Annotated in this window: 25 protein-coding genes and 1 tRNA gene; 20 read left to right on the forward strand and 6 right to left on the reverse strand. The window is 61.8% G+C overall.

Annotated elements, in window-relative coordinates:
- Positions 1 to 92: 92 nt before the first annotated feature.
- The 12 genes from ruvA to ACZ889_RS10350 all read left to right on the forward strand — a co-directional run bounded on the left by ruvA (position 93) and on the right by ACZ889_RS10350 (position 8924).
- Entirely contained in the window at positions 93 to 710 is a 618-nt protein-coding gene (gene ruvA / locus ACZ889_RS10295) for a Holliday junction branch migration protein RuvA (protein ID WP_003254768.1), read from the forward strand.
- Positions 707 to 1753 (forward strand): Holliday junction branch migration DNA helicase RuvB, encoded by a 1047-nt coding sequence (ruvB, locus tag ACZ889_RS10300; RefSeq protein WP_003254766.1) that lies wholly within the window; start codon positions 707 to 709, stop codon positions 1751 to 1753. Before ruvA ends, ruvB begins: the two co-directional genes overlap by 4 nt.
- 125 nt (positions 1754 to 1878) lie before the next feature.
- Positions 1879 to 2331: a tol-pal system-associated acyl-CoA thioesterase gene (gene ybgC / locus ACZ889_RS10305; RefSeq protein WP_003254764.1), complete on the forward strand. Its 453-nt coding sequence runs from the start codon at positions 1879 to 1881 to the stop codon at positions 2329 to 2331.
- Between the two features lie 2 nt (positions 2332 to 2333).
- Positions 2334 to 3029 (forward strand): protein TolQ, encoded by a 696-nt coding sequence (gene tolQ, locus ACZ889_RS10310; protein ID WP_010952367.1) that lies wholly within the window; start codon positions 2334 to 2336, stop codon positions 3027 to 3029.
- Positions 3030 to 3043: 14 nt separating this feature from the next.
- Positions 3044 to 3496, forward strand: a complete 453-nt coding sequence (gene tolR, locus ACZ889_RS10315) for a protein TolR (RefSeq protein WP_003254760.1) — start codon at positions 3044 to 3046, stop codon at positions 3494 to 3496.
- Positions 3496 to 4614, forward strand: a complete 1119-nt coding sequence (gene tolA / locus ACZ889_RS10320) for a cell envelope integrity protein TolA (RefSeq protein WP_012051476.1) — start codon at positions 3496 to 3498, stop codon at positions 4612 to 4614. The genes tolR and tolA overlap by 1 nt, the downstream gene beginning before the upstream one ends.
- 26 nt (positions 4615 to 4640) lie before the next feature.
- Positions 4641 to 5912, forward strand: a complete 1272-nt coding sequence (tolB, locus tag ACZ889_RS10325; protein WP_012051477.1) for a Tol-Pal system beta propeller repeat protein TolB — start codon at positions 4641 to 4643, stop codon at positions 5910 to 5912.
- 54 nt (positions 5913 to 5966) lie between these two features.
- Positions 5967 to 6467 carry a peptidoglycan-associated lipoprotein Pal gene (gene pal, locus ACZ889_RS10330; RefSeq protein ID WP_003254755.1) on the forward strand — a complete coding sequence of 167 codons (501 nt, stop codon included), beginning with the start codon at positions 5967 to 5969 and terminating at the stop codon, positions 6465 to 6467.
- Positions 6468 to 6473: 6 nt separating this feature from the next.
- Entirely contained in the window at positions 6474 to 7280 is an 807-nt protein-coding gene (gene ybgF / locus ACZ889_RS10335) for a tol-pal system protein YbgF (RefSeq protein ID WP_003254754.1), read from the forward strand.
- 168 nt (positions 7281 to 7448) lie between these two features.
- Entirely contained in the window at positions 7449 to 8096 is a 648-nt protein-coding gene (queE, locus tag ACZ889_RS10340) for a 7-carboxy-7-deazaguanine synthase QueE (protein WP_003254753.1), read from the forward strand.
- Positions 8096 to 8788 carry a 7-cyano-7-deazaguanine synthase QueC gene (gene queC, locus ACZ889_RS10345; protein ID WP_076403786.1) on the forward strand — a complete coding sequence of 231 codons (693 nt, stop codon included), beginning with the start codon at positions 8096 to 8098 and terminating at the stop codon, positions 8786 to 8788. Before queE ends, queC begins: the two co-directional genes overlap by 1 nt.
- A gap of 60 nt (positions 8789 to 8848) precedes the next feature.
- Positions 8849 to 8924 (forward strand) — tRNA-Lys (locus ACZ889_RS10350).
- Positions 8925 to 9017: 93 nt separating this feature from the next.
- Here the strand turns inward: ACZ889_RS10350 and ACZ889_RS10355 are convergent.
- The 3 genes from ACZ889_RS10355 to ACZ889_RS10365 all read right to left on the reverse strand — a co-directional run bounded on the left by ACZ889_RS10355 (position 9018) and on the right by ACZ889_RS10365 (position 13611).
- On the reverse strand, positions 9018 to 9977 hold the full coding sequence (locus tag ACZ889_RS10355) for a cation diffusion facilitator family transporter (RefSeq protein ID WP_180688701.1): 960 nt from the start codon (positions 9975 to 9977) through the stop codon (positions 9018 to 9020).
- Positions 9978 to 10125: 148 nt separating this feature from the next.
- Entirely contained in the window at positions 10126 to 12192 is a 2067-nt protein-coding gene (gene mcpU / locus ACZ889_RS10360) for a methyl-accepting chemotaxis protein McpU (protein WP_476257354.1), read from the reverse strand.
- 66 nt (positions 12193 to 12258) lie between these two features.
- On the reverse strand, positions 12259 to 13611 hold the full coding sequence (locus ACZ889_RS10365) for an APC family permease (RefSeq protein WP_014862073.1): 1353 nt from the start codon (positions 13609 to 13611) through the stop codon (positions 12259 to 12261).
- Positions 13612 to 14057: 446 nt separating this feature from the next.
- On the opposite strand from ACZ889_RS10365, the gene ACZ889_RS10370 reads away from it, so the two are divergent.
- Both ACZ889_RS10370 and nadA read left to right on the forward strand, forming a co-directional pair.
- The gene (locus ACZ889_RS10370; protein WP_476257355.1) at positions 14058 to 15566 is read left to right on the forward strand and encodes a YdgA family protein; all 1509 of its coding nucleotides are present in this window, start codon (positions 14058 to 14060) and stop codon (positions 15564 to 15566) included.
- Between the two features lie 274 nt (positions 15567 to 15840).
- Positions 15841 to 16899 carry a quinolinate synthase NadA gene (gene nadA, locus ACZ889_RS10375; protein ID WP_003254747.1) on the forward strand — a complete coding sequence of 353 codons (1059 nt, stop codon included), beginning with the start codon at positions 15841 to 15843 and terminating at the stop codon, positions 16897 to 16899.
- Between the two features lie 165 nt (positions 16900 to 17064).
- On the opposite strand, the gene ACZ889_RS10380 is transcribed toward nadA, so the two are convergent.
- Positions 17065 to 18501: a M48 family metalloprotease gene (locus tag ACZ889_RS10380; protein ID WP_003254746.1), complete on the reverse strand. Its 1437-nt coding sequence runs from the start codon at positions 18499 to 18501 to the stop codon at positions 17065 to 17067.
- A 122-nt stretch (positions 18502 to 18623) separates the two neighbouring features.
- Between ACZ889_RS10380 and ACZ889_RS10385 the strand changes: the two genes are divergently transcribed.
- Both ACZ889_RS10385 and ACZ889_RS10390 read left to right on the forward strand, forming a co-directional pair.
- Complete coding sequence (locus tag ACZ889_RS10385) at positions 18624 to 18863, forward strand: sulfurtransferase TusA family protein (protein WP_003254745.1); 240 nt, start codon at positions 18624 to 18626, stop codon at positions 18861 to 18863.
- A 20-nt stretch (positions 18864 to 18883) separates the two neighbouring features.
- Entirely contained in the window at positions 18884 to 19954 is a 1071-nt protein-coding gene (locus tag ACZ889_RS10390) for an AI-2E family transporter (RefSeq protein WP_003254744.1), read from the forward strand.
- Between the two features lie 35 nt (positions 19955 to 19989).
- On the opposite strand, the gene ACZ889_RS10395 is transcribed toward ACZ889_RS10390, so the two are convergent.
- Both ACZ889_RS10395 and ACZ889_RS10400 read right to left on the reverse strand, forming a co-directional pair.
- The gene (locus tag ACZ889_RS10395) at positions 19990 to 20463 is read right to left on the reverse strand and encodes a peroxiredoxin (protein WP_180688699.1); all 474 of its coding nucleotides are present in this window, start codon (positions 20461 to 20463) and stop codon (positions 19990 to 19992) included.
- A gap of 11 nt (positions 20464 to 20474) precedes the next feature.
- Positions 20475 to 21035: a glycine cleavage system transcriptional repressor gene (locus ACZ889_RS10400; protein WP_003254741.1), complete on the reverse strand. Its 561-nt coding sequence runs from the start codon at positions 21033 to 21035 to the stop codon at positions 20475 to 20477.
- 259 nt (positions 21036 to 21294) lie between these two features.
- Here ACZ889_RS10400 and dapA point away from each other — a divergent pair, with 259 nt between their 5' ends.
- Genes dapA through purC form a run of 4 tightly spaced genes read left to right on the forward strand, consistent with a single transcriptional unit; the run spans position 21295 to position 24819 of the window.
- Positions 21295 to 22182 (forward strand): 4-hydroxy-tetrahydrodipicolinate synthase, encoded by an 888-nt coding sequence (gene dapA, locus ACZ889_RS10405; RefSeq protein ID WP_003254739.1) that lies wholly within the window; start codon positions 21295 to 21297, stop codon positions 22180 to 22182.
- Between the two features lie 15 nt (positions 22183 to 22197).
- Positions 22198 to 23319, forward strand: a complete 1122-nt coding sequence (bamC, locus tag ACZ889_RS10410) for an outer membrane protein assembly factor BamC (protein ID WP_476257356.1) — start codon at positions 22198 to 22200, stop codon at positions 23317 to 23319.
- Positions 23320 to 24078 carry an MBL fold metallo-hydrolase gene (locus ACZ889_RS10415; RefSeq protein ID WP_003254735.1) on the forward strand — a complete coding sequence of 253 codons (759 nt, stop codon included), beginning with the start codon at positions 23320 to 23322 and terminating at the stop codon, positions 24076 to 24078. It begins immediately after the preceding gene.
- Positions 24079 to 24108: 30 nt separating this feature from the next.
- Positions 24109 to 24819 carry a phosphoribosylaminoimidazolesuccinocarboxamide synthase gene (purC, locus tag ACZ889_RS10420; RefSeq protein ID WP_003254733.1) on the forward strand — a complete coding sequence of 237 codons (711 nt, stop codon included), beginning with the start codon at positions 24109 to 24111 and terminating at the stop codon, positions 24817 to 24819.
- The last annotated feature ends 63 nt before the right edge of the window (positions 24820 to 24882 follow it).

Raw genomic sequence — 24882 nt, forward strand, 5'->3', positions numbered from 1 at the left:
ACACATTTTGTTCGGGTGATGCATTCACCTGCTGCATTTGCTGATAGGGTTGAGCGGTCTTTGACCGGCTCCCCGAGAGGAAGGATCGGAACGTGATTGGACGTTTGCGCGGCACCCTGGCGGAAAAACAACCGCCTCACCTGATTATCGACGTCAACGGCGTGGGTTACGAACTGGAAGTTCCCATGACCACGCTGTACCGTCTGCCCAAAGTGGGTGAAACCGTCACGGTGCATACCCACCTGGTCGTGCGCGAAGATGCCCACTTGCTCTACGGCTTTGCCGAAAAACGTGAGCGCGAGTTGTTCCGCGAGCTGATCCGCCTGAACGGCGTAGGGCCTAAGCTGGCCCTGGCGCTGATGTCCGGCCTGGAAGTGGATGAACTGGTGCGCTGCGTGCAGGCCCAGGACACCTCAGCCCTGGTGCGCGTGCCGGGCGTCGGCAAGAAAACCGCCGAGCGCTTGCTGGTCGAGCTCAAGGACCGTTTCAAGGCCTGGGAAACCTCGCCGGCCATGTTCACCCTGGTGTCCGATGGGCCTTTGCCGGTTGCCAGCGAGTCCAGTGCCGAGGCCGATGCAGTCAGTGCCTTGGTCTCGCTGGGCTACAAGCCGCAGGAAGCCAGCAAGGCAATTGCCGCGATCAAGGACAAGGCCGGCCTGAGCAGTGAAGAGCTGATCCGCCGCAGCCTGAAAGGGATGATTTCCAAGTGATCGAAGCCGACCGCCTGATCGCCGCCAGTGGCCGCGACCGCGAAGAAGTCCAGGACCGTGCGATTCGCCCGCTGAGCCTGGACGAGTACATTGGCCAGCCGGTGGTGCGCGAGCAGATGGCGCTGTTCATCCAGGCCGCCCGCGGCCGCGGCGAATCGCTTGACCACACGCTGATCTTCGGCCCGCCCGGCCTGGGCAAGACCACCCTGGCCAACATCATCGCCCATGAAATGGGCGTGTCGGTGAAGAGCACTTCGGGGCCGATTCTCGAGCGCCCCGGCGACCTGGCAGCCATGCTGACCAACCTCGAGCCGCACGACGTGCTGTTCATCGACGAAATCCACCGGCTGTCGCCTGTGGTCGAAGAAGTGCTTTACCCGGCCATGGAGGACTTCCAGCTCGACATCATGATCGGCGAAGGCCCGGCAGCCCGTTCTATCAAGCTCGATCTGCCACCCTTCACCCTGGTGGGGGCTACTACCCGTGCCGGCATGCTGACCAACCCGCTGCGTGACCGCTTCGGTATCGTGCAGCGCTTGGAGTTCTACAACGACAAGGATCTGAGCACCATCGTCAGCCGCTCGGCCAACATCCTTGGCCTTGCCATCGAAGACCAGGGGGCCTACGAGATCGCCCGTCGTGCCCGTGGCACGCCGCGCATCGCCAACCGCCTGCTGCGCCGCGTGCGTGACTACGCCGAGGTGCGCGGCAAGGGCCAGATCACCAAGGCCGTGGCTGACATGGCGCTGAACCTGCTGGATGTCGACGAGCGTGGTTTCGACCATTCGGACCGTCGCCTGCTGCTGACCATGATCGAGAAGTTCGACGGCGGCCCGGTGGGCGTGGACAACCTGGCTGCAGCCATCAGCGAAGAGCGTCATACCATCGAAGATGTGCTTGAGCCGTACCTGATTCAGCAGGGCTACATCATGCGCACGCCACGCGGCCGCGTGGTCACCCGGCATGCCTACCTGCACTTTGGGCTGAATATTCCCGGGCGCTTGGGGGAGGGGGGCGATTTTTCCGAGCCAGGCGATGAATGACAGATCAAAAGCGACTTTTCGTGGTCCTACCGCTGGCATGCCCTGGGTGCGCTGGCAATAAGACATTAATGAAGAAAAAACAGTTGCCACAGCGGATTGGCAAGCTGAGGAGTAAGCACTAGAGTATGCGCGCGCAAAATCAGCTCGAACCGTTCGCACACCGGTGTCGCGTCTATTACGAAGATACCGATGCGGGCGGCGTGGTGTATTACGTCAACTACCTGAAATTCATGGAGCGCGCGCGCACCGAACGCCTGCGGCACCTGGGCTTTTCCCAGTCGCAGCTGGCTGAAGACAACCTGCTGTTCGTGGTCCATTCCAGCGAAGCGCGCTATCACGCGCCGGCGCGGCTGGATGACGAATTGCGGGTGACCGCGCAAGTACTTGAACTCAATCGCGCCAGCTTGCGTTTCGTACAGCAGGTCTGGCGGGAAAAGGATGAAACGCTGCTTTGCGAAGGGCAGTTCCTGGTGGCTGCCGTGCGCGCCGACACTTTCAAACCCCGAGCCCTACCCCCCCAGCTGCGCGACGCCTTTGCGGCGGACGGCTCGGGTAATCAATCGAATGCAGGAGAATAAGCGTGGAAGCTAACGTCGTCGACCATACCTCCATGTGGAGTCTGGTCAGCAATGCCAGCGTGGTGGTACAGCTGGTAATGCTGACCCTGGTGGCCGCCTCGGTCACCTCATGGATCATGATCTTCCAGCGCAGCACCATGCTGCGCGCCGGTCGTCGTGCGCTGGATGCCTTCGAAGAGCGTTTCTGGTCAGGCATCGACCTGTCCAAGCTGTACCGCCAGGCAGGCAGCAACCCTGACCCGGACTCCGGCGTGGAGCAGGTGTTCCGTGCCGGTTTCAAGGAGTTCTCGCGCCTGCGCCAGCAGCCGGGTGTTGATCCGGACGCTGTCATGGAAGGTGTTGGCCGTGCCATGCGTGTGGCCATCTCGCGCGAGGAAGAAAAACTCGAGCAGAGCTTGCCGTTCCTGGCCACCGTTGGTTCGACCAGCCCGTACATCGGCCTGTTCGGCACCGTATGGGGCATCATGAACTCCTTCCGCGGCCTGGCCAGCGCCCAGCAGGCCACCCTGGCCACCGTTGCGCCGGGCATCGCCGAAGCACTGATCGCTACCGCCATCGGCCTGTTCGCGGCAATCCCGGCTGTCATTGCCTACAACCGTTTCGCCGCGCGCAGTGAAGTACTGATCGGCCGTTACTACACCTTCGCCGACGAGTTCCAGGCGATCCTGCACCGCAAAGTGCACACCAGCGAAGAGTAATCAGGTAGAAGCCCATGGCCCGAGTTCGCCACAAACGCAAGCCCGTCGCCGAGATGAACGTGGTGCCCTACATCGACGTGATGCTGGTGCTGCTGGTCATCTTCATGGTGACGGCGCCCATGCTCAACCAGGGCGTGAAGGTCGACCTGCCCAAGGTTTCCAGCGAAGCCTTGCCGCAGGACAACAACGTCCAGATCCTCACCATCTCCATCAAGGCCGATAAAACCTATTACTGGAACCTCGGCAGTGAAGTCGATACCGACAAGCAGATGGACAAGGCCATGACCTTGCCGGCCATGACCGACGCCGTCACCAAGATCATTGCTGCCGGCCGTGACCAGGGCAAGCAGACCCAGGTGTTCATTCGTGGCGACAAGGCTGTCGACTATGGCGCGGTCATGGGTGCCATGGGCGGGTTGCAGAAGGCCGGTGTCGGTAACGTTGGCCTGATTACCGAGGCGCCCTGATGCAACAGCGAGAGCCATCCGCCTCGGAAAGCTACTTCTGGCCCAGTGTCTGGGCCATCGGCCTGCATGTGCTGGTGTTCGCCCTGCTGTTCGTCAGTTTTGCCATGACGCCGGAGCTGCCGCCTTCCAAGCCGATCGTTCAGGCTACCCTGTACCAGCTCAAGTCCAAGAGCCAGGCAACCACCCAGACCAATCAGAAGATTGCCGGGGAGGCGAAGAAAACCGCTTCGCGCCAGACCGAAGTCGAGCAGCTGGAACAGAAGAAGGTCGAGCAGGAGGCCGTGAAGGCCGCGGAACAAAAGAAAGCTGACGCCGCTCAAAAGGCCGAAGAGGCCCGCGAAGCCGCCGAGGCGAAAAAAGCCGAGGATGCTGCCAAGGCCGCTGAAGCCGCCAAGGCTGCCGAGGCCAAGAAAGCTGCCGAAGCCAAGAAAGCCGACGAGGCGAAGAAAGCCGCCGAGAAACAGCAGGCCGACATCGCCAAGAAGAAGGCCGAGGACGAAGCCAAGAAAAAAGCCGAAGAAGAGGCCAAGAAAGAGGCCGCTGAAGAGGCGAAGAAGCAAGCCGCCGAGGAAGCCAAGAAAAAGGCAGCCGAAGAGGCCAAGAAGAAAGCAGCCGAGGACGCCAAGAAGAAAGCGGCGGCCGAGGACGCGAAGAAGAAGGCAGCTGAAGAGGCCAAGAAAAAGGCCGCTGCAGATGCCCAGAAGAAGAAGGCACAGGAAGCGGCCCGCAAGGCGGCAGAAGACAAGAAAGCCCAGGCACTGGCCGAGCTGTTGTCCGATACCACCGAGCGGCAGCAGGCGCTGGCCGACGAGCAGGGTGACCAGGTGGCCGGCGACTTCGACGACCTGATCCGCATGCGCGCGGCCGAGGGCTGGGCACGTCCGCCTTCCGCGCGCAAGGGCATGACGGTGGTCCTGCAGATCAACATGTTGCCGGACGGTACCATCACCAGTGTCAGCGTGGCCCGGTCCAGTGGTGACGGCCCGTATGACAGTTCGGCGGTGGCTGCGGTGAAGAACATTGGTCGTTTGACCGAGATGCAGGGTATGAAGCCGAGCGATTTCAACCAATATCGTTCGTTCAAGATGACATTTACACCTGAGGATCTAGCGTTGTGATTAAACGTCTGAGAGGACTGCTGGTCATGCTCTGCTGCGTGGCAGGCATGGCGGTGGCAGAAGAAAAGAACATCCTGGTTACCAGCGGCAGTGATCGGGCCACGCCCATCGCGGTAGTGCCGTTCGGTCTGCAGGGCGGCAGCGTGCTGCCAGAAGACATCGCCGACATCATCGGCAATGACCTGCGCAACTCTGGCTACTACTCGCCAATTCCGCGGCAGAACATGATCAGCCAGCCGTCGCAGGCCAGCGAAGTGATCTTCCGTGACTGGAAAGCGCTGGGTGCACAATACGTGATGGTCGGCAGCATCGTGCCGTCGGGCGGTCGCCTGCAGGTGCAGTACGCGCTGTTCAACGTCGCCACCGAGCAGCAAGTGCTGACCGGCAGCGTGGCGGGCAGCACCGACCAACTGCGCGACATGGCGCACTACATTGCCGACCAGTCGTTCGAGAAGCTGACCGGCATCAAGGGCGCGTTCTCTACGCGCATGCTGTACGTGACGGCTGAGCGTTTTTCCACCAACAACACCCGCTACACCCTCCAGCGTTCGGACTACGACGGTGCGCGTGCGGTGACCCTGCTGCAATCGCGTGAGCCGATCCTGTCGCCGCGCTTTGCGCCAGATGGCAAACGGATCGCCTACGTTTCGTTCGAGCAGAAGCGCCCACGTATCTTCGTGCAGAACATCGATACTGGCCGCCGCGAGCAGGTGACCAACTTCGAAGGCCTGAACGGTGCGCCAGCCTGGTCGCCAGACGGTTCGCGCCTGGCGTTCGTGCTGTCCAAGGACGGCAACCCGGACATCTACGTGATGAATGTGGCCTCGCGCCAGATCAGCCGTGTTACTGCAGGCCCGGGTATCAATACCGAGCCGTTCTGGGGTAAAGATGGCAACACCCTTTACTTCACTTCCGACCGTGGCGGCAAACCGCAGATCTATAAACAGTCGGTCAGTGGTGGTGGTGCCGAGCGCGTAACGTTCGTGGGTAACTACAACGCCAACCCGAAACTTTCGGCGGACGAAAAGACCCTGGTAATGATCCATCGCCAACAGGGCTTTACCAACTTCAAAGTGGCGGCACAGGACTTGCAGCGCGGAAGTGTAAAGATTCTGTCTGAAACAAGTCTTGATGAGTCTCCCACTGTTGCGCCAAACGGCACCATGCTAATCTACGCCACCCGCCAGCAGGGCCGGGGAGTCTTGATGCTCGTGTCGCTTAATGGCCGCGTGAGGCTCCCACTTCCTACCGCTCAAGGCGAAGTCAGAGAACCGTCCTGGTCCCCTTACCTGAACTGATTGCGGCGTAATACATTTTGCTTAACACACTGGGGTTTCATTAGGAGTTTCACGATGGAAATGCTGAAGTTTGGTAAATTTGCTGCGCTGGCCCTGGCCATGGCCGTAGCTGTAGGTTGCTCCTCGAAGGGCGGTGATAACGCAGGCGAAGGCGCTGCTGTAGATCCTAACGCTGGCTACGGTGCCAACACTGGCGCTGTTGACGGCTCCCTGAGCGAAGAAGCCGCCCTGCGCGCAATCACCACCTTCTACTTCGAATACGACAGCTCGGACCTGAAGCCAGAAGCCATGCGCGCTCTGGACGTTCACGCCAAGGACCTGAAAGCCAACGGCAACCGTGTTGTTCTGGAAGGTAACACCGACGAGCGCGGCACCCGCGAGTACAACATGGCTCTGGGTGAGCGTCGTGCGAAAGCCGTTCAGCGCTACCTGGTTCTGCAGGGCGTTTCCCCTGCTCAGCTGGAACTGGTTTCCTACGGCGAAGAGCGTCCAGTTGCTACCGGCAACGACGAGCAGTCCTGGGCTCAGAACCGTCGCGTAGAACTGCGTAAGTAAGTTCTTATGCGTATGTGCCGCCGTGTAGTAACCGTCCTCGCACTCAGCCTGCCGCTTGCGGCCTGGGCTGAGGTCCCTGTAGTAGATGACAACGCAGGCAGCTATCCGCCTGCGGGTTATGGCACGAGCGGCGCCTATGCCGGGTCAGGGGCTTCGGCCCCTGCCTCTGCACAGGGCCAGCTGTTCATGCAGCTGCAACAGATGCAGGATCAGCTTTCCCGCCAGCAAGGCATCATCGAAGAGCTGCAAAACGATGTGTCGCGCATGAAGCAGGAAAACCTGGAGCGTTACCAGGACCTGGACCGTCGCATCAACAGTGGCGCTGCGCCTGCCGCAACCCCTGATAATTCCTCCGGTGGTGGTGCGTCCAATGCCGCCCCCGATGCCGCAGCAGGTGCTGCTGCGCAACAACCGGCCGGCAGTAGCCAGCCCGGTGATCCGGCGAAAGAGAAGCTCTATTACGACGCAGCTTTCGACCTGATCAAACAGAAAGACTTCGACAAGGCCAGCCAGGCGTTCAACGCCTTCCTGCGCAAGTACCCCAACAGCCAGTACGCCGGTAATGCCCAGTACTGGTTGGGTGAAGTGAACCTGGCCAAGGGTGACCTGCAAGGCGCCAGCCAGGCCTTTGCCCAGGTCAGCCAAAAGTACCCGAAGCACAGCAAGGTGCCAGATTCGCTGTACAAACTGGCTGATGTCGAGCGCCGTATGGGCCATACCGACAAGGTAAAAGGCATCCTCCAGCAGGTCGTCACCCAGTACCCCGGCACCTCTGCCGCTCAACTGGCCCAGCGTGACCTGCAGAAGCTCTAGGCGTTGTCGCTGTACCGCTCGAAAGAAACCCGCGCCAGTCGCGGGTTTTTTCGTTAGAATCACTGCCCTTTTTTCGTAAACACGCTGCTGCGGATAACGCGATGTCGAGTCCGCGACAGTGCCTGACGGAGGCGGACAGCCTGTTTAGCTGTCACGCCCGTGGCGAGCATGCAAGACACATTACGCATCACCGAAGTCTTTTACTCTTTGCAGGGTGAGACGCGAACGGCCGGGCTGCCTACGGTATTTGTGCGCCTCACCGGTTGCCCCCTGCGTTGCCAGTACTGCGACAGTGCCTATGCCTTCAGTGGCGGTACCGTTCGCACCCTTGATTCGATCCTTGAGCAAGTGGCCGGCTTCAAGCCGCGCTACGTCTGTGTCACCGGTGGCGAACCGCTGGCCCAGCCCAACGCCTTGCCATTGCTGCAGCGGCTGTGTGACGCCGGTTACGAGGTGTCGCTGGAGACCAGCGGCGCGCTGGATATTGCCGGCACCGACACCCGCGTCAGCCGTGTGGTCGACCTGAAAACCCCAGGCTCCGAAGAGTCGCACCGTAACCGCTACGAGAACATCGAGCAGCTGACGCGCAACGACCAGGTCAAGTTCGTCATTTGTTCCCGTGAGGATTATGACTGGGCGGTATCCAAGCTGATCCAGTACAACCTGGCAGAGCGTGCCGGTGAGGTGTTGTTCTCACCCAGCCATCATCAGGTGAACGCCAGTGACCTGGCTGACTGGATCGTTGCTGACAACCTGCCCGTACGCTTCCAACTTCAGCTGCACAAGCTGCTGTGGAACGACGAGCCCGGACGTTGATTGAGGAGCACGTACACATGACAGAAAAACGCGCAGTAATCCTGTTGTCCGGCGGCCTGGACTCGGCCACCGTGGTTGCCATGGCCAAGGCCGAAGGCTACAGCTGCTACACCATGAGCTTTGACTACGGCCAGCGTCATCGCGCCGAGCTGAACGCCGCTGCCCGCGTGGCCCGCGACCTGGGTGTGGTCGAGCACAAGGTGATTGGGCTGAACCTCGACGGCATCGGCGGTTCGGCATTGACCGACAGCAGCATCGACGTGCCGGAAGCCCCGGGTGAAGGCATTCCGGTCACTTATGTGCCGGCGCGCAACACCGTGTTCCTTTCGCTGGCGCTGGGTTGGGCAGAAGTGCTGGAAGCGCGCGACATTTTCATTGGCGTCAATGCCGTGGATTACTCCGGCTACCCGGATTGCCGTCCCGAGTTTGTCGAGGCCTTCGAGCGCATGGCCAACCTGGCGACCAAGGCTGGCGTAGAAGGGCAGGGTTTCCGCATCCAGGCGCCGCTGCAGAACATGAGCAAGGCGCAGATCGTGCAGGCCGGTATGGCCCGTGGTGTGGACTACAGCCTGACCGTTTCCTGCTACCAGGCCGACGATGACGGCCGCGCCTGTGGCAAATGCGACAGCTGCCGCCTGCGCGCCGACGGTTTCAAGGCCGCCGGTATCGAAGACCCGACTCGGTATTTTTGAAAAAATCGTGATGGGGTGTTGAATTCTCGTTAGAAATCAGTATTATACGCGCCATCAAATGGGTCGTTAGCTCAGTTGGTAGAGCAGTTGGCTTTTAACCAATTGGTCGTAGGTTCGAATCCTACACGACCCACCATACGCAGTCCGTGAAAGCCCGCTACCAGAAATGGTCGCGGGCTTTTTCGTTTGCGCTACGGGTTTCGGAAAAAGGGCGCAGAGCGCCCACACATTACTCGGCCCATTCCGGGTCGCCAGTGAACACCACTGTCAGCCAGCGGTCCGGCCCTTCGCCGCCTACCGCGTCGCCAATCTCGTTGCGCCAGGCATCCCATTCATCGATGGTCTTCGCCGCCATGGTTTTGGGCACGATGAAATACAGCTCAATCTCCCGCGAACGCCCGACCTTGGCGACATAGGCGCGGTAAGACTGCAGGCCGTGGCGAGCGACGAAGGCCTTGGCCACCTCATCTACGTGCAGCTTGAGGTCGCCAGGGGTGACCAGGAAGATTTCAGACAGCGCCTGACGCACCACCGACATCGGCAACGGCACGATCACCAGGCACACCAGCGCCAGCACCGCCGGGTCAATATAGGGTGATACCCATTCCAGCGCAGTGCCTTGCACGGCATAGCCAAAGCAGAAGGCGATCAGCAGTGCGGCCGTGATGCTGGCTGACATTACCCAGCCCTTGACGTCCATGCGCACGAAGTCTGACTTTAGTTTGCGGTTGGCGCGGGCCTCGATGACGGCGATGGTCACGCAGGTGATCACCGTCAGCGCCGCGTAGACCATGGCAATGCCGAACTCCAGGTGGCGCCCGCCTTGCAGCAGGCTGCTGACGGCATTGATCAGCGCGTAGATGGCCACGCCGCCGAGCAGAATGCCGTTGAGCGCCAGTACCATGGGCTCCAGGTGCCAGAAACCCATGGTGAAGCGCTCGCGCAGCTTGCGTGACATCTGCACGCTGGTGGTGTGCGAAGTGATCAGCTTGACCACCACCAGCGACAGCCCGCTCATGCTGGCGTCGACCAGCGAGTACACACCGTCGAAGACGATGGAGAACGAGCCGGAGGCAAGGCCGAAGGCGATGCCGATAGTGGCGATGAATAGGGTGGCGGCGATCGAGGTGCGTAAAAGCCCTTGTTCGCTGGTGATGTCGAAGAAGGTGGATCGGGTTGCGGTTTGCATGAGTAGTGCTCAGTAAAAACGATGATGCTGTTGTGTCTGTGCCGGCCTCTTCGCGGGCAAGCCCGCTCCTACAGGGGCTGGCGCCGCCTACAAGAGCAGTGCAAATCCCGTGTAGGAGCGGGTTTACCCGCGAAGAGGCCCTCACAGGCTAGACGCGAAACTGCTCCATCAGCGCTTGCTGCTGGTTGGCCAGCCGGTTCACGGCTTGGCTGATGCGTGCCGATTCATCGGCCTGCCCGGCCAACGATTCTGTCACGTCTCGAATGCCGGCCACGTTACGGTTCACTTCCTCGGCCACCGCACTCTGCTCTTCCGCCGCCGAGGCAATCTGCAAGTTCATGTCGCTGATCACCGCCACGGCCTCGCCAATACGCTGCAGTGCCGGTAATGCCTGCTCCATGCGTGCGGCGCTGTCCTGGGCCTGGCGTTGGCCTGCATGCATGGCCCCGACCACGTCCTGGGTGCCTTGCTGAAGGCCTTCGATGACCTGGCGAATTTCCTCCACCGAAACCTGCGTGCGCTGGGCCAGGCCGCGCACCTCATCGGCAACCACGGCGAAGCCGCGCCCGGCTTCGCCTGCGCGGGCCGCTTCGATGGCGGCATTCAGTGCCAGCAGGTTGGTTTGCTCGGCAATGGTGCGGATCACTTCAAGCACTGAGCCGATTTGCCCGCTGCGGTCTTCCAGTGCACGGGCCTCGTCCATGGCAGTGTTCATGCCTGCGGCCAGGCGGTCGATGCCCTGGCGCGTGCTGTCCACCAGTTGCAAGCCTTCCTGGCTGGCCTGATCCGCGGCGCGTGCGGCCTGGGCCGCCTGCGAGGCGTTGTGGGCGACATCTAGAGCGGTGGCGCTCATTTCATTGGCCGCTGTGGCCACCTGTTCGATTTCGCGATGCTGCTGCTGCATGCCGTTGCTGGTCTGGCTGGCGATGGCGGCCGATTGGTCGGCGGTGTCGCGGGCCTCCTGCAGCGACCCTTTGACCTGAGCAATGACCGGTTGCAACTTGTCGAGGAAGCGGTTGAACCAGCCGGTGAGTAGGCCCAGTTCATCCTGGCGGGCGTAGTCCAGGCGACGGGTAAGGTCGCCTTCGCCACTGGCAATGTCTTCCAGGCGTGCAGCCACGGCCAGGATTGGCCGGGTAACGCCGCGCGCGGTCAGCCACACCAGCAGCAAACCGGCGATGGCCGTGCCAAGGCCTATCAGCAGGCTGGTGAGGTTGGCGTTTTGGTTATGGGCATCAAGGCGCTGGTTGAGGGCTACGGCAGGGGCCTGCAGCACGCTTTCCGGCAGTTCCAGCAATACCTGCCACGGGGCTGTGTCAGGGATTGGCGTGAAGGGGTGGGCCACGCGCAGCATGCCGTCGGCTACCGCCTTGTCCATTGGCTTGCCGAGCGCGCTGTCGTCGCGGCTGTTGCCCGCCAGCAGGCCGGCGGCGGTGGCGATACTCACCTGGCCCTGGCCGTCGAACAGGTCGCGGCGGCCGTCCACACTCAGTTGCTGCAGGTTGGCCAGGCCGATGTCCAGGCCGACCACGCCGACTACCTTGCCGTGTTCCAGCAATGGCAGAGCGATGCTGGTCATCAGCACCTGACGGCCGTTGACCTCGTCGAGGTACGGTTCGAGCATGCAGGTCCTGGCGGTGTCCTGCGGGCAGGTCAGCCAGCGGTTCTTCGCCGCGCCGTTGCTGCCGATGCTGGTGTCGCCGAGCATCGTTTCCGGCATGGCTTCAAGTTCCAGGGTGCCGGGGCTTGGTTGGGACCAGTACAGCGAGAAACGCCCGCTCTCATTGCTGCCCATGGCGTCCTGCCCGAGGTAGTGGCTGTCCTGCTGGTCCAGGGCATTGGGTTGGAACACCAGGTACAGGCCAATCACATCCGGGTTGCCGGCCAGGCTGGCACGCGCCTGGCGGGTCAGTTCGGCGCGCAGGTCGCTACCACCACGGTCCTTCAGCACCTGTACCAGGCGGGCAAAGCCATTGCCGTACTGGTAGGCGTCCATGAAGTAGCGCTGGATACGCAAGGCCTGGGTTTCGGCGTGGGCCTGCAGGCGCTGGCGGGCGCTGTCTTCGAGCATGGCAGTGTTGGCCTGGTTGACCAGGGCGGCGCTGCGATGGGCCTGGGTCAGCGAGGTGGCTACCAGCAAGGCGACAATGGCCAGCAGGCACAGGCCGGCGAGGAGTGTGATCTTCCACTGGATGGAGAGGCGACGCAGCGGCATGAGGGCTTTCCTTTTCAAACAAATACAACGCCCGCGATCAGGCGCGGGCGTTGTTGTCAGCGTGGGTCATTCGGCGACGTAGTTGGGCGGTGCCGCACGGAAGGCTTTGGTCAGCCAGCCCAGGTAGACCAGCCCGAGCGCAGCCCAGATGCCGCCAAACATCAGCGAATGTGCGTTCAGGTCCAGCCACAGCGAGACGATGATGCAGAAGCCGATGGTAGGCAGAACCAGGTACTTAAACTGGTTGCTCAGGCCTTTGCGATTGCCTTCACGCAGGTAGCAGTGGTTGATGACCGACAGGTTGACGAAGCTGAACGCGACCAGGGCGCCGAAGTTGATGATGGAAGTGGCGGTAACCAGGTCGAAGAAGATCGCCGATAGCGAAATCAGCCCTACGACTGCAATGTTCAGCACTGGCGTCTTGTAGCGCGAATGCAGGCGGGCGAAGACGCTGGCCGGGATCACGTTGTCGCGGCCCATTACATACAGCAGGCGTGACACGCTGGTTTGCGAGGCCAGGCCCGAGGCGATGGTGTTGATCACGGTGCAGGCAATGAAGATCGACTGGAAGAGCTTGCCGCCAACGTACAGGGCAATTTCCGGCAGGGCTGCTTCATGGTCGTGGAAGCGGGCCATGGTCGGGAAGTAGGCCTGGATGAAGTAGGACACGGTGATGAACACCACACCGCCAATCAGTGCGGTGAGGAAGATCGCCCGGGGAATGGTCTTGGCCGGATCGCGGGTTTCCTCGGACAGGCAGGTGACCGCGTCAAAGCCCAGGAACGAGAAGCACAGGATGGTCGCACCGGCGGCCAAGGCGCTGAACTGGGTCTGGCTGTCGGCGAACGGTATCAGGCTCCAGGTGGTACCCAGCCCTTCACCCTGGTCCAGGCCGCGCACGCACAGGTAGATGAACACGGCGATGATCGCCACCTGTACACCCACGAACAGCAGGTTGAAGTGGGCCACCAGGTTTACGCTGCGCATGTTGATCAGGCTGATCAGGGTGACGAAGCCGGCGACCCACATCCACTCAGGTACTTCCGGGAACATGGCCGAAAGGTACAGCTTGGCCAGTAGCGCGTTGACCATCGGCAGCAGCAGGTAGTCCAGCAGTGAAGACCAGCCCACCAGGAAGCCCACGTGCGGGTTGATCGCGCGCTGGGTGTAGGTGTAGGCCGAGCCCGACTGCGGGAAGCGTTTTACCAGGGTGCCATAGCTCACCGCGGTGAACAGGATGCCGGCCAATGCCAGGATGTAGGCGCTGGGTACATGGCCAGCGGTGATCCCGCTGACGATGCCGAAGGTGTCGAACACGGTCATCGGGGTCAGGTAAGCCAGGCCGATGATGATCACGTGCCAGAGGCGCAGGGTCTTGCGAAGTTGGCCGTTGCCGGAAGCGCTGTGGTCAGGCTGCATGCTGGCATGGCTCCTGCTGCTGGGCGTAAACGACAGGCACGGTGTATTGCGCATGCGGCAAGGGCGAGCGGGTGGGCTCCATATTGTTCACCTTTTATGTTGGAGCGGCGGAAGGCGCGGTGGGGCGCGCAAAGTGGTGAAAATAAAAAACGATGGGTAGGTGGGTGTCAAGTTAAACATGACAAGATGTTGCAAAATTGAAATATTTATCGATTAAATACGGGATTTGTTCGGTTGTTGCGCGTTTTTTTGCGATTCTGATCAGTTTGAGTGTTCGTAAAAATTAACGAGTCCTTTGCTTGTTTCACCTGGCTGTCGGATGTGTCCGAAAAATGGCATTTCTCGAGCTGGGCCAGCACTCGGCCCAATCGGGGGTGGTACTCTTCGATTTCTGCGTGGCCTCTGGCCGCCTTCGAAGCCCTTACGGACAGCAATCGGTTCTATTCATGAAGAAATCAGTTGGCATCCTTTCCGGCCTGGCTATCGCCATTGCCGTCGCAACCACCGCAGGCGCCTGGTACACCGGCAAGCAGCTGCCGGCGGAGCTGGACAACGCCCTTGCACGCAGCAACGCCGAACTCAAAAAGGCCCTGGTCAGTACCGGTGGTAGCATGAGCATCGAGCGTGTGTCGCTGGAGCAGCATCTCTTCAGCAGCACTGCCCAGTACCGGCTCAAGGCTCGCGACATCAACGTGGGGCAGGGCGAGGTGATCAATTTTGACGTGGGCGTGACCGACCAGATCGAGCACGGCCCGTTTCCCTGGTCGAGGGTCAGGGCACTGAAGCTGATGCCGGTAATGGCGGTCAGCAACAGCACGCTGCAGAAGGATGAAGCCGTCGCGCCATTGTTCGCCGCTGCGGGTGAAAAGGCCCCGATCAGCGCACAGACCAGCCTGGGTTACGGCGGCAGCGTGGTCAGCCAGGTTCAGCTGGCGCCGCTCAAGATTGACGAAGCGGATGGCAACACCTTCGACTTTTCGGGCATGCAGTTCGAAGTCAGTGGGGACAAGGAGGGCAAGGCCTCCAAGTTCCGCGGCCAGGCCGACAGGCTGGTGATGAAGCGTGTGCATGACGACCAGCCGCCGGCCACCTTCGAGCTCAAAGGGCTGACGTTTGGCGGTAACCTCGCAGCCACCGCGCACGATGCCATCTATGTCGGCAACGTCGATCTGGCGTTGGCCGAAACCAAGGTCACCCTTGGGCCGAAACAGCAGGTGCTGCTGATCAAGGGCCTGGAACAGAACGCCTTGCAAACCCTCGACGGCACGGACACCGTAGGTGGCCGCGCGGCGTACAAGGTCGGTGACATCAGCTGGGATGGCCGCGCGGTAGGCAAGGCGCAGATGGCGGTGAGCGTGACTTCGGTAAACGCCCCGGCGCTGCAGGCCTTGTCGAAGTGGTACCAGTCGCACTTGCCGGAGTTCGAGGCCGCCAGTGCTGCTGGCCAGCCGGTGCCGCAGATCCAGATGGACGACGCCGAAAAGGCCCGCTTCCAGGGTGACTTGCAGAAATTGCTGGCCGCCAAGCCCAAGCTGGCGGTGGAAAACCTGTCGTTCAAGACCGCCAATGGCGAGAGCCGCTTCAACCTGTCGATGGACCTCGCCGCGCCGGCCAGCTTCGACCTGCCGCCGGACCAGCTGAGCAAGCAGATTATCACTGAGGTGAAAGGCAAGCTGTCGCTGTCCAAGCCGATGATCGGTGACCTGGCGACCTTGCAGGCCTTGCTGGATGGCCAGACCGATGCGCAAGCGATTGCCATGCAGTCGAGCCAGGCGGGGGAGATGGTCGGCATGATGGCGCTGCAGAGCGGCATGGCCACCGTGCAGGGCGATGATGTGGTCAGCAGCCTGCACTATGCCGATGGCATGGTCGATTTCAATGGCCGAAAAATGACCGTGGAAGAATTTGCCATGTTCATGGCGGCGCATCTGGCGGCCCTGTCGCCGCAGGGGTGACGGTTTCTCCTGTTGCAGCCTCTTCGCGGGTGAACCCGCTCCTACCAGGATTTCACAGTGTAGGAGCGGGTTTACCCGCGAAGAGGCCAGCACAGGCAACACAAAAACCCCTTTAGTAATCGCTGGATTGTCTGTAGCCTTCGGCCTCCGATAATAATCCGCGCCCGCAGAGGGCCGTGGCGGTCACCATGCCGTCCGGCACCCTTAGCCGATCTGCCAGGGCCGGGTGATACACTCGATTTGACGCGCAAGCGCGCCTGCAGGTCCAGCGATCATGACCCAGATTTCCGAACGCCTTTTGGTTCAGGCCCACCTCGACGCCAAGCAGCCCAACCCGCTGACAGCCGAGCAGGAGGCCGAATACCGTGCGGCCATCGCTGCCGAGCTCAAAGCCCAGAATGCCGTGCTGGTTGCCCATTACTACTGCGACCCGGTCATCCAGGCGCTGGCTGAAGAAACCGGCGGCTGCGTGTCCGACTCGTTGGAAATGGCCCGTTTCGGCAAGAACCACCCGGCCGAAACAGTCATCGTGGCCGGTGTGCGCTTCATGGGCGAGACGGCAAAAATCCTCACCCCGGAAAAGCGCGTGCTAATGCCGACACTGGAGGCCACCTGCTCGCTCGACCTGGGTTGCCCGGTGGAAGAGTTCTCGGCCTTCTGCGACCAGCACCCAGAGCGCACCGTGGTGGTCTACGCCAACACGTCCGCAGCGGTGAAGGCGCGCGCCGATTGGGTGGTGACTTCGAGCTGCGCGCTGGAAATTGTCGAAAGCCTGATGGACAACGGCGAAACCATCATCTGGGGCCCGGACCAGCACCTGGGCCGTTACATCCAGAAGCAGACCGGTGCCGACATGCTGCTGTGGGACGGTGCCTGCATCGTTCACGAAGAGTTCAAGTCGCGCCAGTTGGCTGACATGAAGGCGCTGTACCCGGATGCTGCGATCCTGGTGCACCCCGAGTCGCCGGAAGCGGTGATCGAGTTGGCCGACGCGGTGGGTTCCACCAGCCAGCTGATCAAGGCTGCCCAGACCCTGCCGAACAAAACCTTCATCGTCGCCACCGACCGCGGCATCTTTTACAAGATGCAGCAGCTGTGCCCGGACAAGGAATTCGTCGAAGCCCCCACCGCCGGCAACGGCGCGGCATGCCGCAGCTGTGCGCATTGCCCGTGGATGGCGATGAACACCCTGGAGCGGGTGCTGGATTGCCTGCGTAACGGCACCAACGAAATTTTCGTTGACCCGGCGCTGGTGCCCAAGGCGATCAAGCCGCTTAATCGCATGCTGGACTTTACCCAGGCGGCGCGGCTGAAGCTTTCCGGTAACGCTTGAGGTTGCCGGGGCCGCGTTGCGGCCCTATCGCGACACAAGGCCGCTCCCACAGGGATCGCGCCAGCTTTTAGAAATTGAGCAAGACAGCTGCTCCCACATGGCCCTGCAGACGCCTGTGGGAGCGGCCTTGTGTCGCGATTGGGGCGCAAAGCGCCCCCAAAATCCTCAGCGCCCCATCATTTCCTGAACCATGCGCCGTTGCTCCATGATCTCGCGCTGGCGCTGGTCAATCTGTGAGGCCAGCGGGAAGTTACCGCCCGCCCGACGCTTGGCGTAATCCAGCTGCTGGATTGCCTGATCAAAGTCGCCGACCAGCGTGAAGTACTCGGCACGCGCCCGGTGCAAGCCAATGGTATTGCCCGACAAGCCACGCACCTCGGCCATGTCGTACCACACATCCGGGTCATCCGGCCGACTCTTCACCAGCTCGTTCAACACCTTCTCGGCCTCAGCCGGCTTGTTCTGTTTCACCAGCAGATCGGCACGCACCTGTTTCAACGGGTAGTTGCCTGGGTACAGCCCCTGCATCCGTTCGGCGCGCTGCTGGGCGTCGGCAAGACGGTTGTTGGTGATGTCCAGGTCGATCTGCGCCAGGTTGTAGGTGATGTCGTTGGGCGCCTTGGCCAGCAGCGGCTTGAGCATTTCACGGGCCTCGTTCAATTGCCCGCCCTTGATCTGTGCCAAGGCCAGGCCATAACGTGCGGCATCCAGTTTTGGGTCTTCGTCCAGCTGGGCGCGGAAGCGCTTGGCGGCAAGCCCCGGCGTGCCTTCGTAGGTCAGTGCCACCCGGGCGCGGATCAGCTGGTAGCGCATGCTGTCTTCAATACCACCCTGGGGCGCCTGGTCGGCGCGGTTACGGGTGTCGGCAATACGTGATTCGGTCACCGGGTGGGTCAGCAGGAACTCCGGCGGTTTTGCGTCATAGCGATACTGGCGTGCCAGGCGCTCGAACATGGTCGGCATGTTGCGCGGATCGTAGCCGGCCTTTTCCAGGTTCTGGATACCGATGCGGTCAGCTTCCTGTTCATTCTGGCGCGAGAAGCGCCGTTGCTCCTGAATGGCCGCCGCCTGGGTGCCGGCAATCATGCCGATGCCCGCATCGCCGGCGCCACCTGCGGCCAGCACGATGCCGGCCAGCAGCGCTGCCATCATCGGCAACTGCATACGCTGCTGGGCCTCGACACCCCGCGCGAAGTGGCGTTGCGACAAGTGCGCCAGTTCGTGGGCCAGTACCGAGGCATATTCACCCTCGGTCTGGGCGTTGAGGAACAGCCCGCCGTTGACCCCGACAATGCCACCCGGGGCGGCAAAGGCGTTCAGCTCGCGGCTGTCGATCAAGATGAACTCCAGGCGCCGGTCCTGCAGCTGGCTGGTTTCGGCCAGCTTGTACACGCTGGTTTCGACGTAGTCCTTGAGCTGTGGGTCGTTGAGCTGATTGACCTGGCCGCGCAGCAGGCTGAGCCAGGCACGGCCCAGTTGGTGCTCCTGTTGCGGCGAGACGATCGCAGAACTGGCATCACCCAGTGATGGCAGGTCGTCAGCATGGCCGGGAAGGGCCATCAGGCAGGCCAGCGTCAGCAGGGTAGGGCGCAGTAGATTCATGCATGAAGCTCGCGTCGGATCAAAGATACCTACTGTAGCGGGCTCACACGTTGACGACCAGTGGCGCTATCCTAGCCAGCCATGCCAAGAAGCACCCTGGCGATGCCTTTGGAGACCCTGCGATGAGTAACACCCTGACCTGCGACGCCGAACTGGACGCCAGCGGGCTGAATTGCCCTTTGCCACTGCTCAAGGCCAAGATGGAGCTCAATCGCCTGGCCAGTGGTGCGGTGCTCAAGGTAATCGCCACGGACGCAGGCTCCCAGCGCGATTTCCGCACTTTCGCCCAGTTGGCCGGTCATACCCTGCTGCAAGAAACGGCCGAGGCCGGTACCTACACTTACTGGCTGCGCAAGGCCTGAGTCTTTTCCAAGGATCGTCAATGTTCAAAGTGCTTCGCGACTGGGTGCAGCGCTACTTCTCCGATGAGGAAGCGGTGGTGCTGGCGGTCCTGTTGTTCCTGGCTTTTACCGCCGTGCTCACCCTGGGCGGCATGCTCGCGCCGGTGCTGGCGGGCATGGTGCTGGCGTTTCTGATGCAGGGGCTGGTCAACGCCCTGGAGCGCGTGCGCGTACCTACACGGCTGGCGGTGATGCTGGTGTTCGCCTTGTTCATGGGCGCACTGGCGGTGTTCATGCTGGTGCTGGTACCGCTGCTATGGCACCAGCTGATCACGCTGTTCAACGAGCTGCCGGGCATGCTCGGCAAGTGGCAGTCGTTGTTGCTGCTGCTGCCGGAGCGCTATCCGCACCTGGTGTCGGACGAGCAGGTATTGCACGCCATCGAGTCGGTGCGCGGTGAAATTGGCAAGTTTGGTCAATGGGCGCTGACCTTCTCGCTGTCCAGCCTGCCACTGCTGGTCAATGCCATGATCTATCTGGTGCTGGTGCCGATTCTGGTGTTCTTCTTCTTGAAGGATCGCGAACTCATTGGCCGCTGGGTCAGCGGCTACTTGCCGCGCCAGCGCACCTTGCTGAACCGGGTGGGCAGCGAGATGAACCGGCAGATCGCCAACTACATCCGCGGCAAGGGTATCGAGATTCTGATCTGCGGCATTGCCACTTACATCGCCTTCATCAGCCTGGGGCTCAATTACGCAGCGCTATTGGCGTTGCTGGTGGGGCTGTCGGTGGTGGTGCCTTACGTGGGCGCGGTGGTCGTGACCGTGCCGGTGACCCTGATTGCGCTGTTCCAGTGGGGCTGGGGCGACCAGTTCATCTACCTGATGACGGTGTACGCGATCATCCAGGCGCTGGATGGCAATGTGCTGGTACCGCTGCTGTTCTCCGAAGCGGTGAGCCTGCACCCGGTGGCGATTATCTGCGCGGTGCTGCTGTTTGGCGGGCTATGGGGGTTTTGGGGGATATTCTTCGCCATCCCCCTGGCGACGCTGATCAAGGCCGTGCTGGATGCGTGGCCCAAGCAGGAGCCTAGCGTTTCACCGATGCTTTGAATGTAATTGGGGCCGCAGAGCGGCCCCATTCAATTTCAAGCCTTGTTCAAGGCTTGGGCGGCCGCCAATACGGCATCCACATGCCCGGGCACTTTCACGCCACGCCATTCCTGGCGCAGCACCCCGTCCTTGTCGATCAGGAAGGTGCTGCGGTCAACGCCCATGTACTCCTTGCCATACAGCTTCTTCAGCTTGATCACGTCGAACAGCTGGCACAGGGCCTCGTCCTTGTCGCTGATCAGCTCGAACGGGAAGCCTTGCTTGGCCTTGAAGTTCTCGTGCGACTTGATGCCATCACGCGACACACCGAACACCACGGTGTTGGCCGCGGCGAAGGCGTCGTGCTGGTCGCGGAAGCCCTGGCCCTCGGTGGTGCAGCCTGGGGTGCTGTCCTTGGGGTAGAAGTACACCACCACCTGCTGGCCCTTGAGTGCGGCAAGGCTGACGGTTTGCCCACTGGTGGCCTGGGCCTGGAAGTCGGCGACAGGTTGGTCGAGTGCTACAGCCATGATCGGTTTCCTTACATTGGGTTCTGGGGACGCCATGGCTCGATCAGTGCGTCGAGGTTCAGGGCATCGGCAAAGTCCAGGAACTGGTCGCGTAGCCAGCTGATCTGCGTGCCGGCCGGCAGAATCACGGTGAACTGGGCGTTGAGCATGCTGCTACCGGTTTGCGGCGCCAGGTAGGTGTCGCAGGTCATGGCTTCCAGCTCGACGCGGTGGTCAAGGAAGAACTGGCACAGCTCGTTGATGATGTCCGGGCGGTAGGCAGCGCTGACGTAGGCTACATACGGAAGGGCCTGCGGGCGCACTTCCTGGTCCGCGCTGCGGACCACGTCGAGGGTCAGACCGTGCTTCTTGCCCAAGCCTGGCAGGGTGGACTCGAGACGTGCCAGGGCGTCCCAGCTGCCGCCCACCTGCAGCACCAGGGCGCTGGTCTCGCCGTGGCGGCTCAGGCGCGAGGTGACCACCGCGCAGCGGTTTTCGAAGGCAGCGCGGCTGAGGACGTTGGCCAGCTCCATGGGGTTCGGGCCCAGGGCACTGATGACAAGGAATTGTTCGCGGACGGTGGGGGTGGACATGCAGCATTCCTAAAGCGATGAGCGGTCGGCACAGGACGGGCAAAAGCCTCCTGTCGGCAGGGCCCGGGGCTCGCATGCGAGGTCTTGGACGCTGGCGGGGAGCAAGGTCGACGGCCCGGCGGGCCGCGCTGCACCGATCAAAGGGCCAAGGGTAGCGAAATAAGCCGCCGAGGGGAATGCTCCACCCGCCTGCTTCGCTTGTGCAAGGTCGATGCCCCCAGTACCATTACCGCTCTCTTTTTCCGGCAGGAGCAGTTACATGATTGCGGGCAGTATGGTGGCATTGGTCACACCCATGGATGCACAAGGGCGTGTTGACTGGGGCAGCCTCGACAAACTTGTAGACTTCCACCTGGAAAACGGCACCCATGCGATCGTCGCTGTCGGCACCACCGGTGAGTCGGCCACGCTGGATGTCGAAGAACACATCCTGGTCATCAAGCACGTGGTCGAGCGCGTCAAACGCAGCGCCAAGCCGATTCCGGTCATCGCCGGCACCGGTGCCAACTCCACCGCCGAAGCTGTGCACCTGACCCAGAACGCCAAGAATGCTGGCGCCGACGCCTGCCTGCTGGTTGTGCCGTACTACAACAAGCCAACGCAAGAAGGCCTGTACCAGCACTTCAAGCACATTGCCGAAGCCGTCGACATCCCGCAGATCCTCTACAACGTTCCCGGCCGTACCTCCTGCGACATGCAGGCCGAGACCGTGATCCGCCTGTCGACCGTGCCGAACATCATCGGCATCAAGGAAGCCACGGGCGACCTGGCCCGCGCCAAGGCCATTCTCGATGGCGTCAGCAAGGACTTCATCGTCATGTCTGGCGACGACCCGACTGCCGTCGAGCTGATCCTGATGGGCGGCAAGGGCAACATCTCCGTCACCGCCAACGTCGCTCCGCGCGAAATGGCGGACCTGTGCGAGGCCGCCCTTGAGGGCAATGCCGAGAAGGCCCGCGCAATCAACGAAAAACTCATGCCGCTGCACAAAGACCTGTTCTGCGAGTCCAACCCGATCCCGGTGAAATGGGCGCTCGTCGAAATGGGCCTGATGCAAAAAGGTATTCGCCTGCCACTGACCTGGCTGAGCGAAGGCTGCCACGAAAAAGTCCGTACTGCCTTGCGCCAGTCCGGCGTACTGGTTTAAGAGGAAGTACACCGCATGAAGCGACTGGCTGGTCTTTCCGCCCTTGCCCTGATTATCTCCACCACCAGTGGGTGTGGCTGGCTGTGGGGCGAGGATGGCTATTTCCGCGACCGCGGCAGTGACTACCTGCAGGCGCACCCGACCGCGCCGATGCAGCTGCCGCCGGACGCCAGCAACGTCAAACGCCTTGACCCGCTGCTGCCGATTCCGCGTAACGTCGCTGACGATACCGTCAAGGGTGAGTTTGAAGTGCCTCGCCCGCAACCGTTGACGGGCGGTGCCGCCCAGGTCACCGACTACAGCCTGCAGCGCAGCGGCAGCAGCCGTTGGGTGCTGGCCCAGCATTCGCCAGCCGAAGTGTGGCCGGTAGCCCGGCAGTTCTTCGAGGATAACGGCTTCCGCATTGCTGAAGAGCGCCCGCAGACGGGCGAGTTCAACACCACCTGGCAGCGTTTCGACGAACTGTCGGCATCGCTTGGCCAGCGTCTGGCCAGCACTGCCAGCAGCGGCGACAGCGAGGTGCGTGTCCGTGTGCGCATGGAGCCTGGCGTGCAGCGCAACACCTCCGAAGTGTATGTGGTCAGCGTCGAGCGCCCGGCCGGCAGCACTGCCGAGCCTGCGTTCCCGTCCAGCTCCAGCAATACCGGCACCGATGCCCTGCTGGTCGACGAAATGCTTGCCAGCATGAACCGCAGCGCCGAGAAGGGCGGTTCGGTGTCGCTGCTGGCCGCGCGCGATTTCGACGCCCCAAGCCGCGTCAGCCTGAGCGAAGACGGCAGCGGCAACCCGGTGCTGTACCTGGGCTCCGACCTGGACCGCGCCTGGTCTGGCGTGGGCCGTGCGCTGGAGCAGGGTGGCGAATGGCGTGTTGAAGACATCAACCGCAGCCTGGGCCTGTACTACATCAACCTGTCCGAAAAGCCTGACGACAAGCAGAACGAGCCTGGCTTCTTCAGCCGTCTGTTCGGCAGCGAACCGACCAAGGAAGAGCGTGAAGCCCGTGCCGAGCGTTATCAGGTTCGCCTGAGCAAGGTGGGTGAGAGCGTGCAGGTCACGGTCGAGAAAAACATCAACACCGTGGCTCCGGCCGATGTCGCCCGCCGCGTGCTGAGCGCCATTCAGGACCACCTGGGCTAAGTGCGCTTCGCGGTACTCGGAAGCGGCAGCCAAGGGAACGGCACGCTGATCGCCAGTGGTGACACGTTCATCCTGGTCGATTGCGGCTTTTCCCTGCGTGAAACCGAGCGGCGCCTGGCGCTGCTCGGGGTTTCTGCCGCTCAGCTCAGTGCAGTGCTGGTCACCCACGAACATGCCGACCACGTGCATGGGGTCGGCTTGCTGTCACGGCGCTACAATGTACCGGTCTACCTCAGCCAAGGGACTTTGCGCGGCATGCGCAAGCCGGTGGAGGTGGCCGGTTTTCTCGCGTGTGGCCAAAGCCTGCGTATCGGCAGCCTGGAAGTAACCGCAGCGCGGGTCGAGCACGACGCCTACGAGCCGTTGCAGTACGTGGTCAGCGACGGCAAGCGGCGCTTTGGCATGCTGACCGACCTGGGCTCTTACGACGCGCTGTTGCTGGAGCGTTATCAGGGCCTGGATGCACTGCTGATCGAGGCCAACCACTGTCGCGACCTGCTGGCACGTGGTCACTACCCGGCTTTTCTGAAGCAGCGGGTGGGTGGCATGCAAGGGCATTTGAACAACCACCAGGCTGCGCGCCTGGTGCACGAGTTGGGCTGGAACAACCTGCAACACCTGGTGCTGGCCCACCTCAGCAGCAAGAACAACCTGCCACACTTGGCCCGCCAGTGCTTTGTCGACACCCTCGGGTGTGACCCGGACTGGCTCCAGGTGGCGAATCAGGAACACGGGCTCGACTGGCGCGAAATCGCCTAGCCCAACACCTCAAGCAAGCGGAGCCCAATCATGGAAAAACGCGAAGAACTTTACCGCGGCAAGGCCAAATCGGTTTACAAGACCGATGACGCCGACCGCTTGATCCTGCTGTTCCGTAACGACACTTCGGCGTTCGACGGCAAGCGTATCGAACAACTCGACCGCAAAGGCATGGTGAACAACAAGTTCAACGCCTTCATCATGCAGAAACTGGAAGAAGCCGGCGTGCCGACCCAGTTCGACAAGCTGCTGGGCGACAACGAGTGCCTGGTGAAGAAGCTGGACATGATTCCGGTCGAGTGCGTGGTGCGTAACTACGCTGCCGGCAGCCTGGTCAAGCGCCTGGGCGTGGAGGAGGGCATCAAGCTGGAGCCGTCCACCTTCGAGCTGTTCCTGAAGAACGACGAGAAGGGCGACCCCTTCATCAACGAATCTCACGTTGTCGCGTTCGGCTGGGGCACCGCCGAGCAACTGGTGGAAATGAAGAAGCTGTCGTTGAAGGTCAACGAAGTGCTGAGCAAGCTGTTCGATGACGCCGGCCTGCTGCTGGTCGACTTCAAGCTGGAGTTCGGCGTATTCCACGGCCAGATCGTGCTGGGCGACGAGTTCAGCCCGGACGGCTGCCGCCTGTGGGACAAAGAAACCCGCAAGAAGATGGACAAGGACCGCTTCCGCCAGGGCCTGGGCGACGTGATCGAAGCCTACGAAGAAGTTGCCAAGCGCCTGGGCGTGCCGCTGTAAGCGGCACGTTCACGCAAGCGCCTGATACCACGCGATTTTTTTGAAAAAAAGATTTGCGTTTTA

The sequence above is a fragment of the Pseudomonas sp. TE3895 genome (assembly GCF_056278855.1).

Bases quoted from the DNA above. Each gene is read 5' to 3' on its own strand.
- ybgC (WP_003254764.1), top strand. From the start codon at position 1,879: ATGCGCGCGCAAAATCAGCTCGAACCGTTCGCACACCGGTGTCGCGTC.
- tolR (WP_003254760.1), top strand. From the start codon at position 3,044: ATGGCCCGAGTTCGCCACAAACGCAAGCCCGTCGCCGAGATGAACGTG.
- tolA (WP_012051476.1), top strand. From the start codon at position 3,496: ATGCAACAGCGAGAGCCATCCGCCTCGGAAAGCTACTTCTGGCCCAGT.
- tolB (WP_012051477.1), top strand. From the start codon at position 4,641: ATGCTCTGCTGCGTGGCAGGCATGGCGGTGGCAGAAGAAAAGAACATC.
- pal (WP_003254755.1), top strand. From the start codon at position 5,967: ATGGAAATGCTGAAGTTTGGTAAATTTGCTGCGCTGGCCCTGGCCATG.
- ybgF (WP_003254754.1), top strand. From the start codon at position 6,474: ATGCGTATGTGCCGCCGTGTAGTAACCGTCCTCGCACTCAGCCTGCCG.
- queE (WP_003254753.1), top strand. From the start codon at position 7,449: ATGCAAGACACATTACGCATCACCGAAGTCTTTTACTCTTTGCAGGGT.
- ACZ889_RS10355 (WP_180688701.1), bottom strand. From the start codon at position 9,977: ATGCAAACCGCAACCCGATCCACCTTCTTCGACATCACCAGCGAACAA.
- mcpU (WP_476257354.1), bottom strand. From the start codon at position 12,192: ATGCCGCTGCGTCGCCTCTCCATCCAGTGGAAGATCACACTCCTCGCC.
- ACZ889_RS10365 (WP_014862073.1), bottom strand. From the start codon at position 13,611: ATGCAGCCTGACCACAGCGCTTCCGGCAACGGCCAACTTCGCAAGACC.
- ACZ889_RS10370 (WP_476257355.1), top strand. From the start codon at position 14,058: ATGAAGAAATCAGTTGGCATCCTTTCCGGCCTGGCTATCGCCATTGCC.
- nadA (WP_003254747.1), top strand. From the start codon at position 15,841: ATGACCCAGATTTCCGAACGCCTTTTGGTTCAGGCCCACCTCGACGCC.
- ACZ889_RS10380 (WP_003254746.1), bottom strand. From the start codon at position 18,501: ATGAATCTACTGCGCCCTACCCTGCTGACGCTGGCCTGCCTGATGGCC.
- ACZ889_RS10385 (WP_003254745.1), top strand. From the start codon at position 18,624: ATGAGTAACACCCTGACCTGCGACGCCGAACTGGACGCCAGCGGGCTG.
- ACZ889_RS10390 (WP_003254744.1), top strand. From the start codon at position 18,884: ATGTTCAAAGTGCTTCGCGACTGGGTGCAGCGCTACTTCTCCGATGAG.
- ACZ889_RS10395 (WP_180688699.1), bottom strand. From the start codon at position 20,463: ATGGCTGTAGCACTCGACCAACCTGTCGCCGACTTCCAGGCCCAGGCC.
- ACZ889_RS10400 (WP_003254741.1), bottom strand. From the start codon at position 21,035: ATGTCCACCCCCACCGTCCGCGAACAATTCCTTGTCATCAGTGCCCTG.
- dapA (WP_003254739.1), top strand. From the start codon at position 21,295: ATGATTGCGGGCAGTATGGTGGCATTGGTCACACCCATGGATGCACAA.
- bamC (WP_476257356.1), top strand. From the start codon at position 22,198: ATGAAGCGACTGGCTGGTCTTTCCGCCCTTGCCCTGATTATCTCCACC.
- purC (WP_003254733.1), top strand. From the start codon at position 24,109: ATGGAAAAACGCGAAGAACTTTACCGCGGCAAGGCCAAATCGGTTTAC.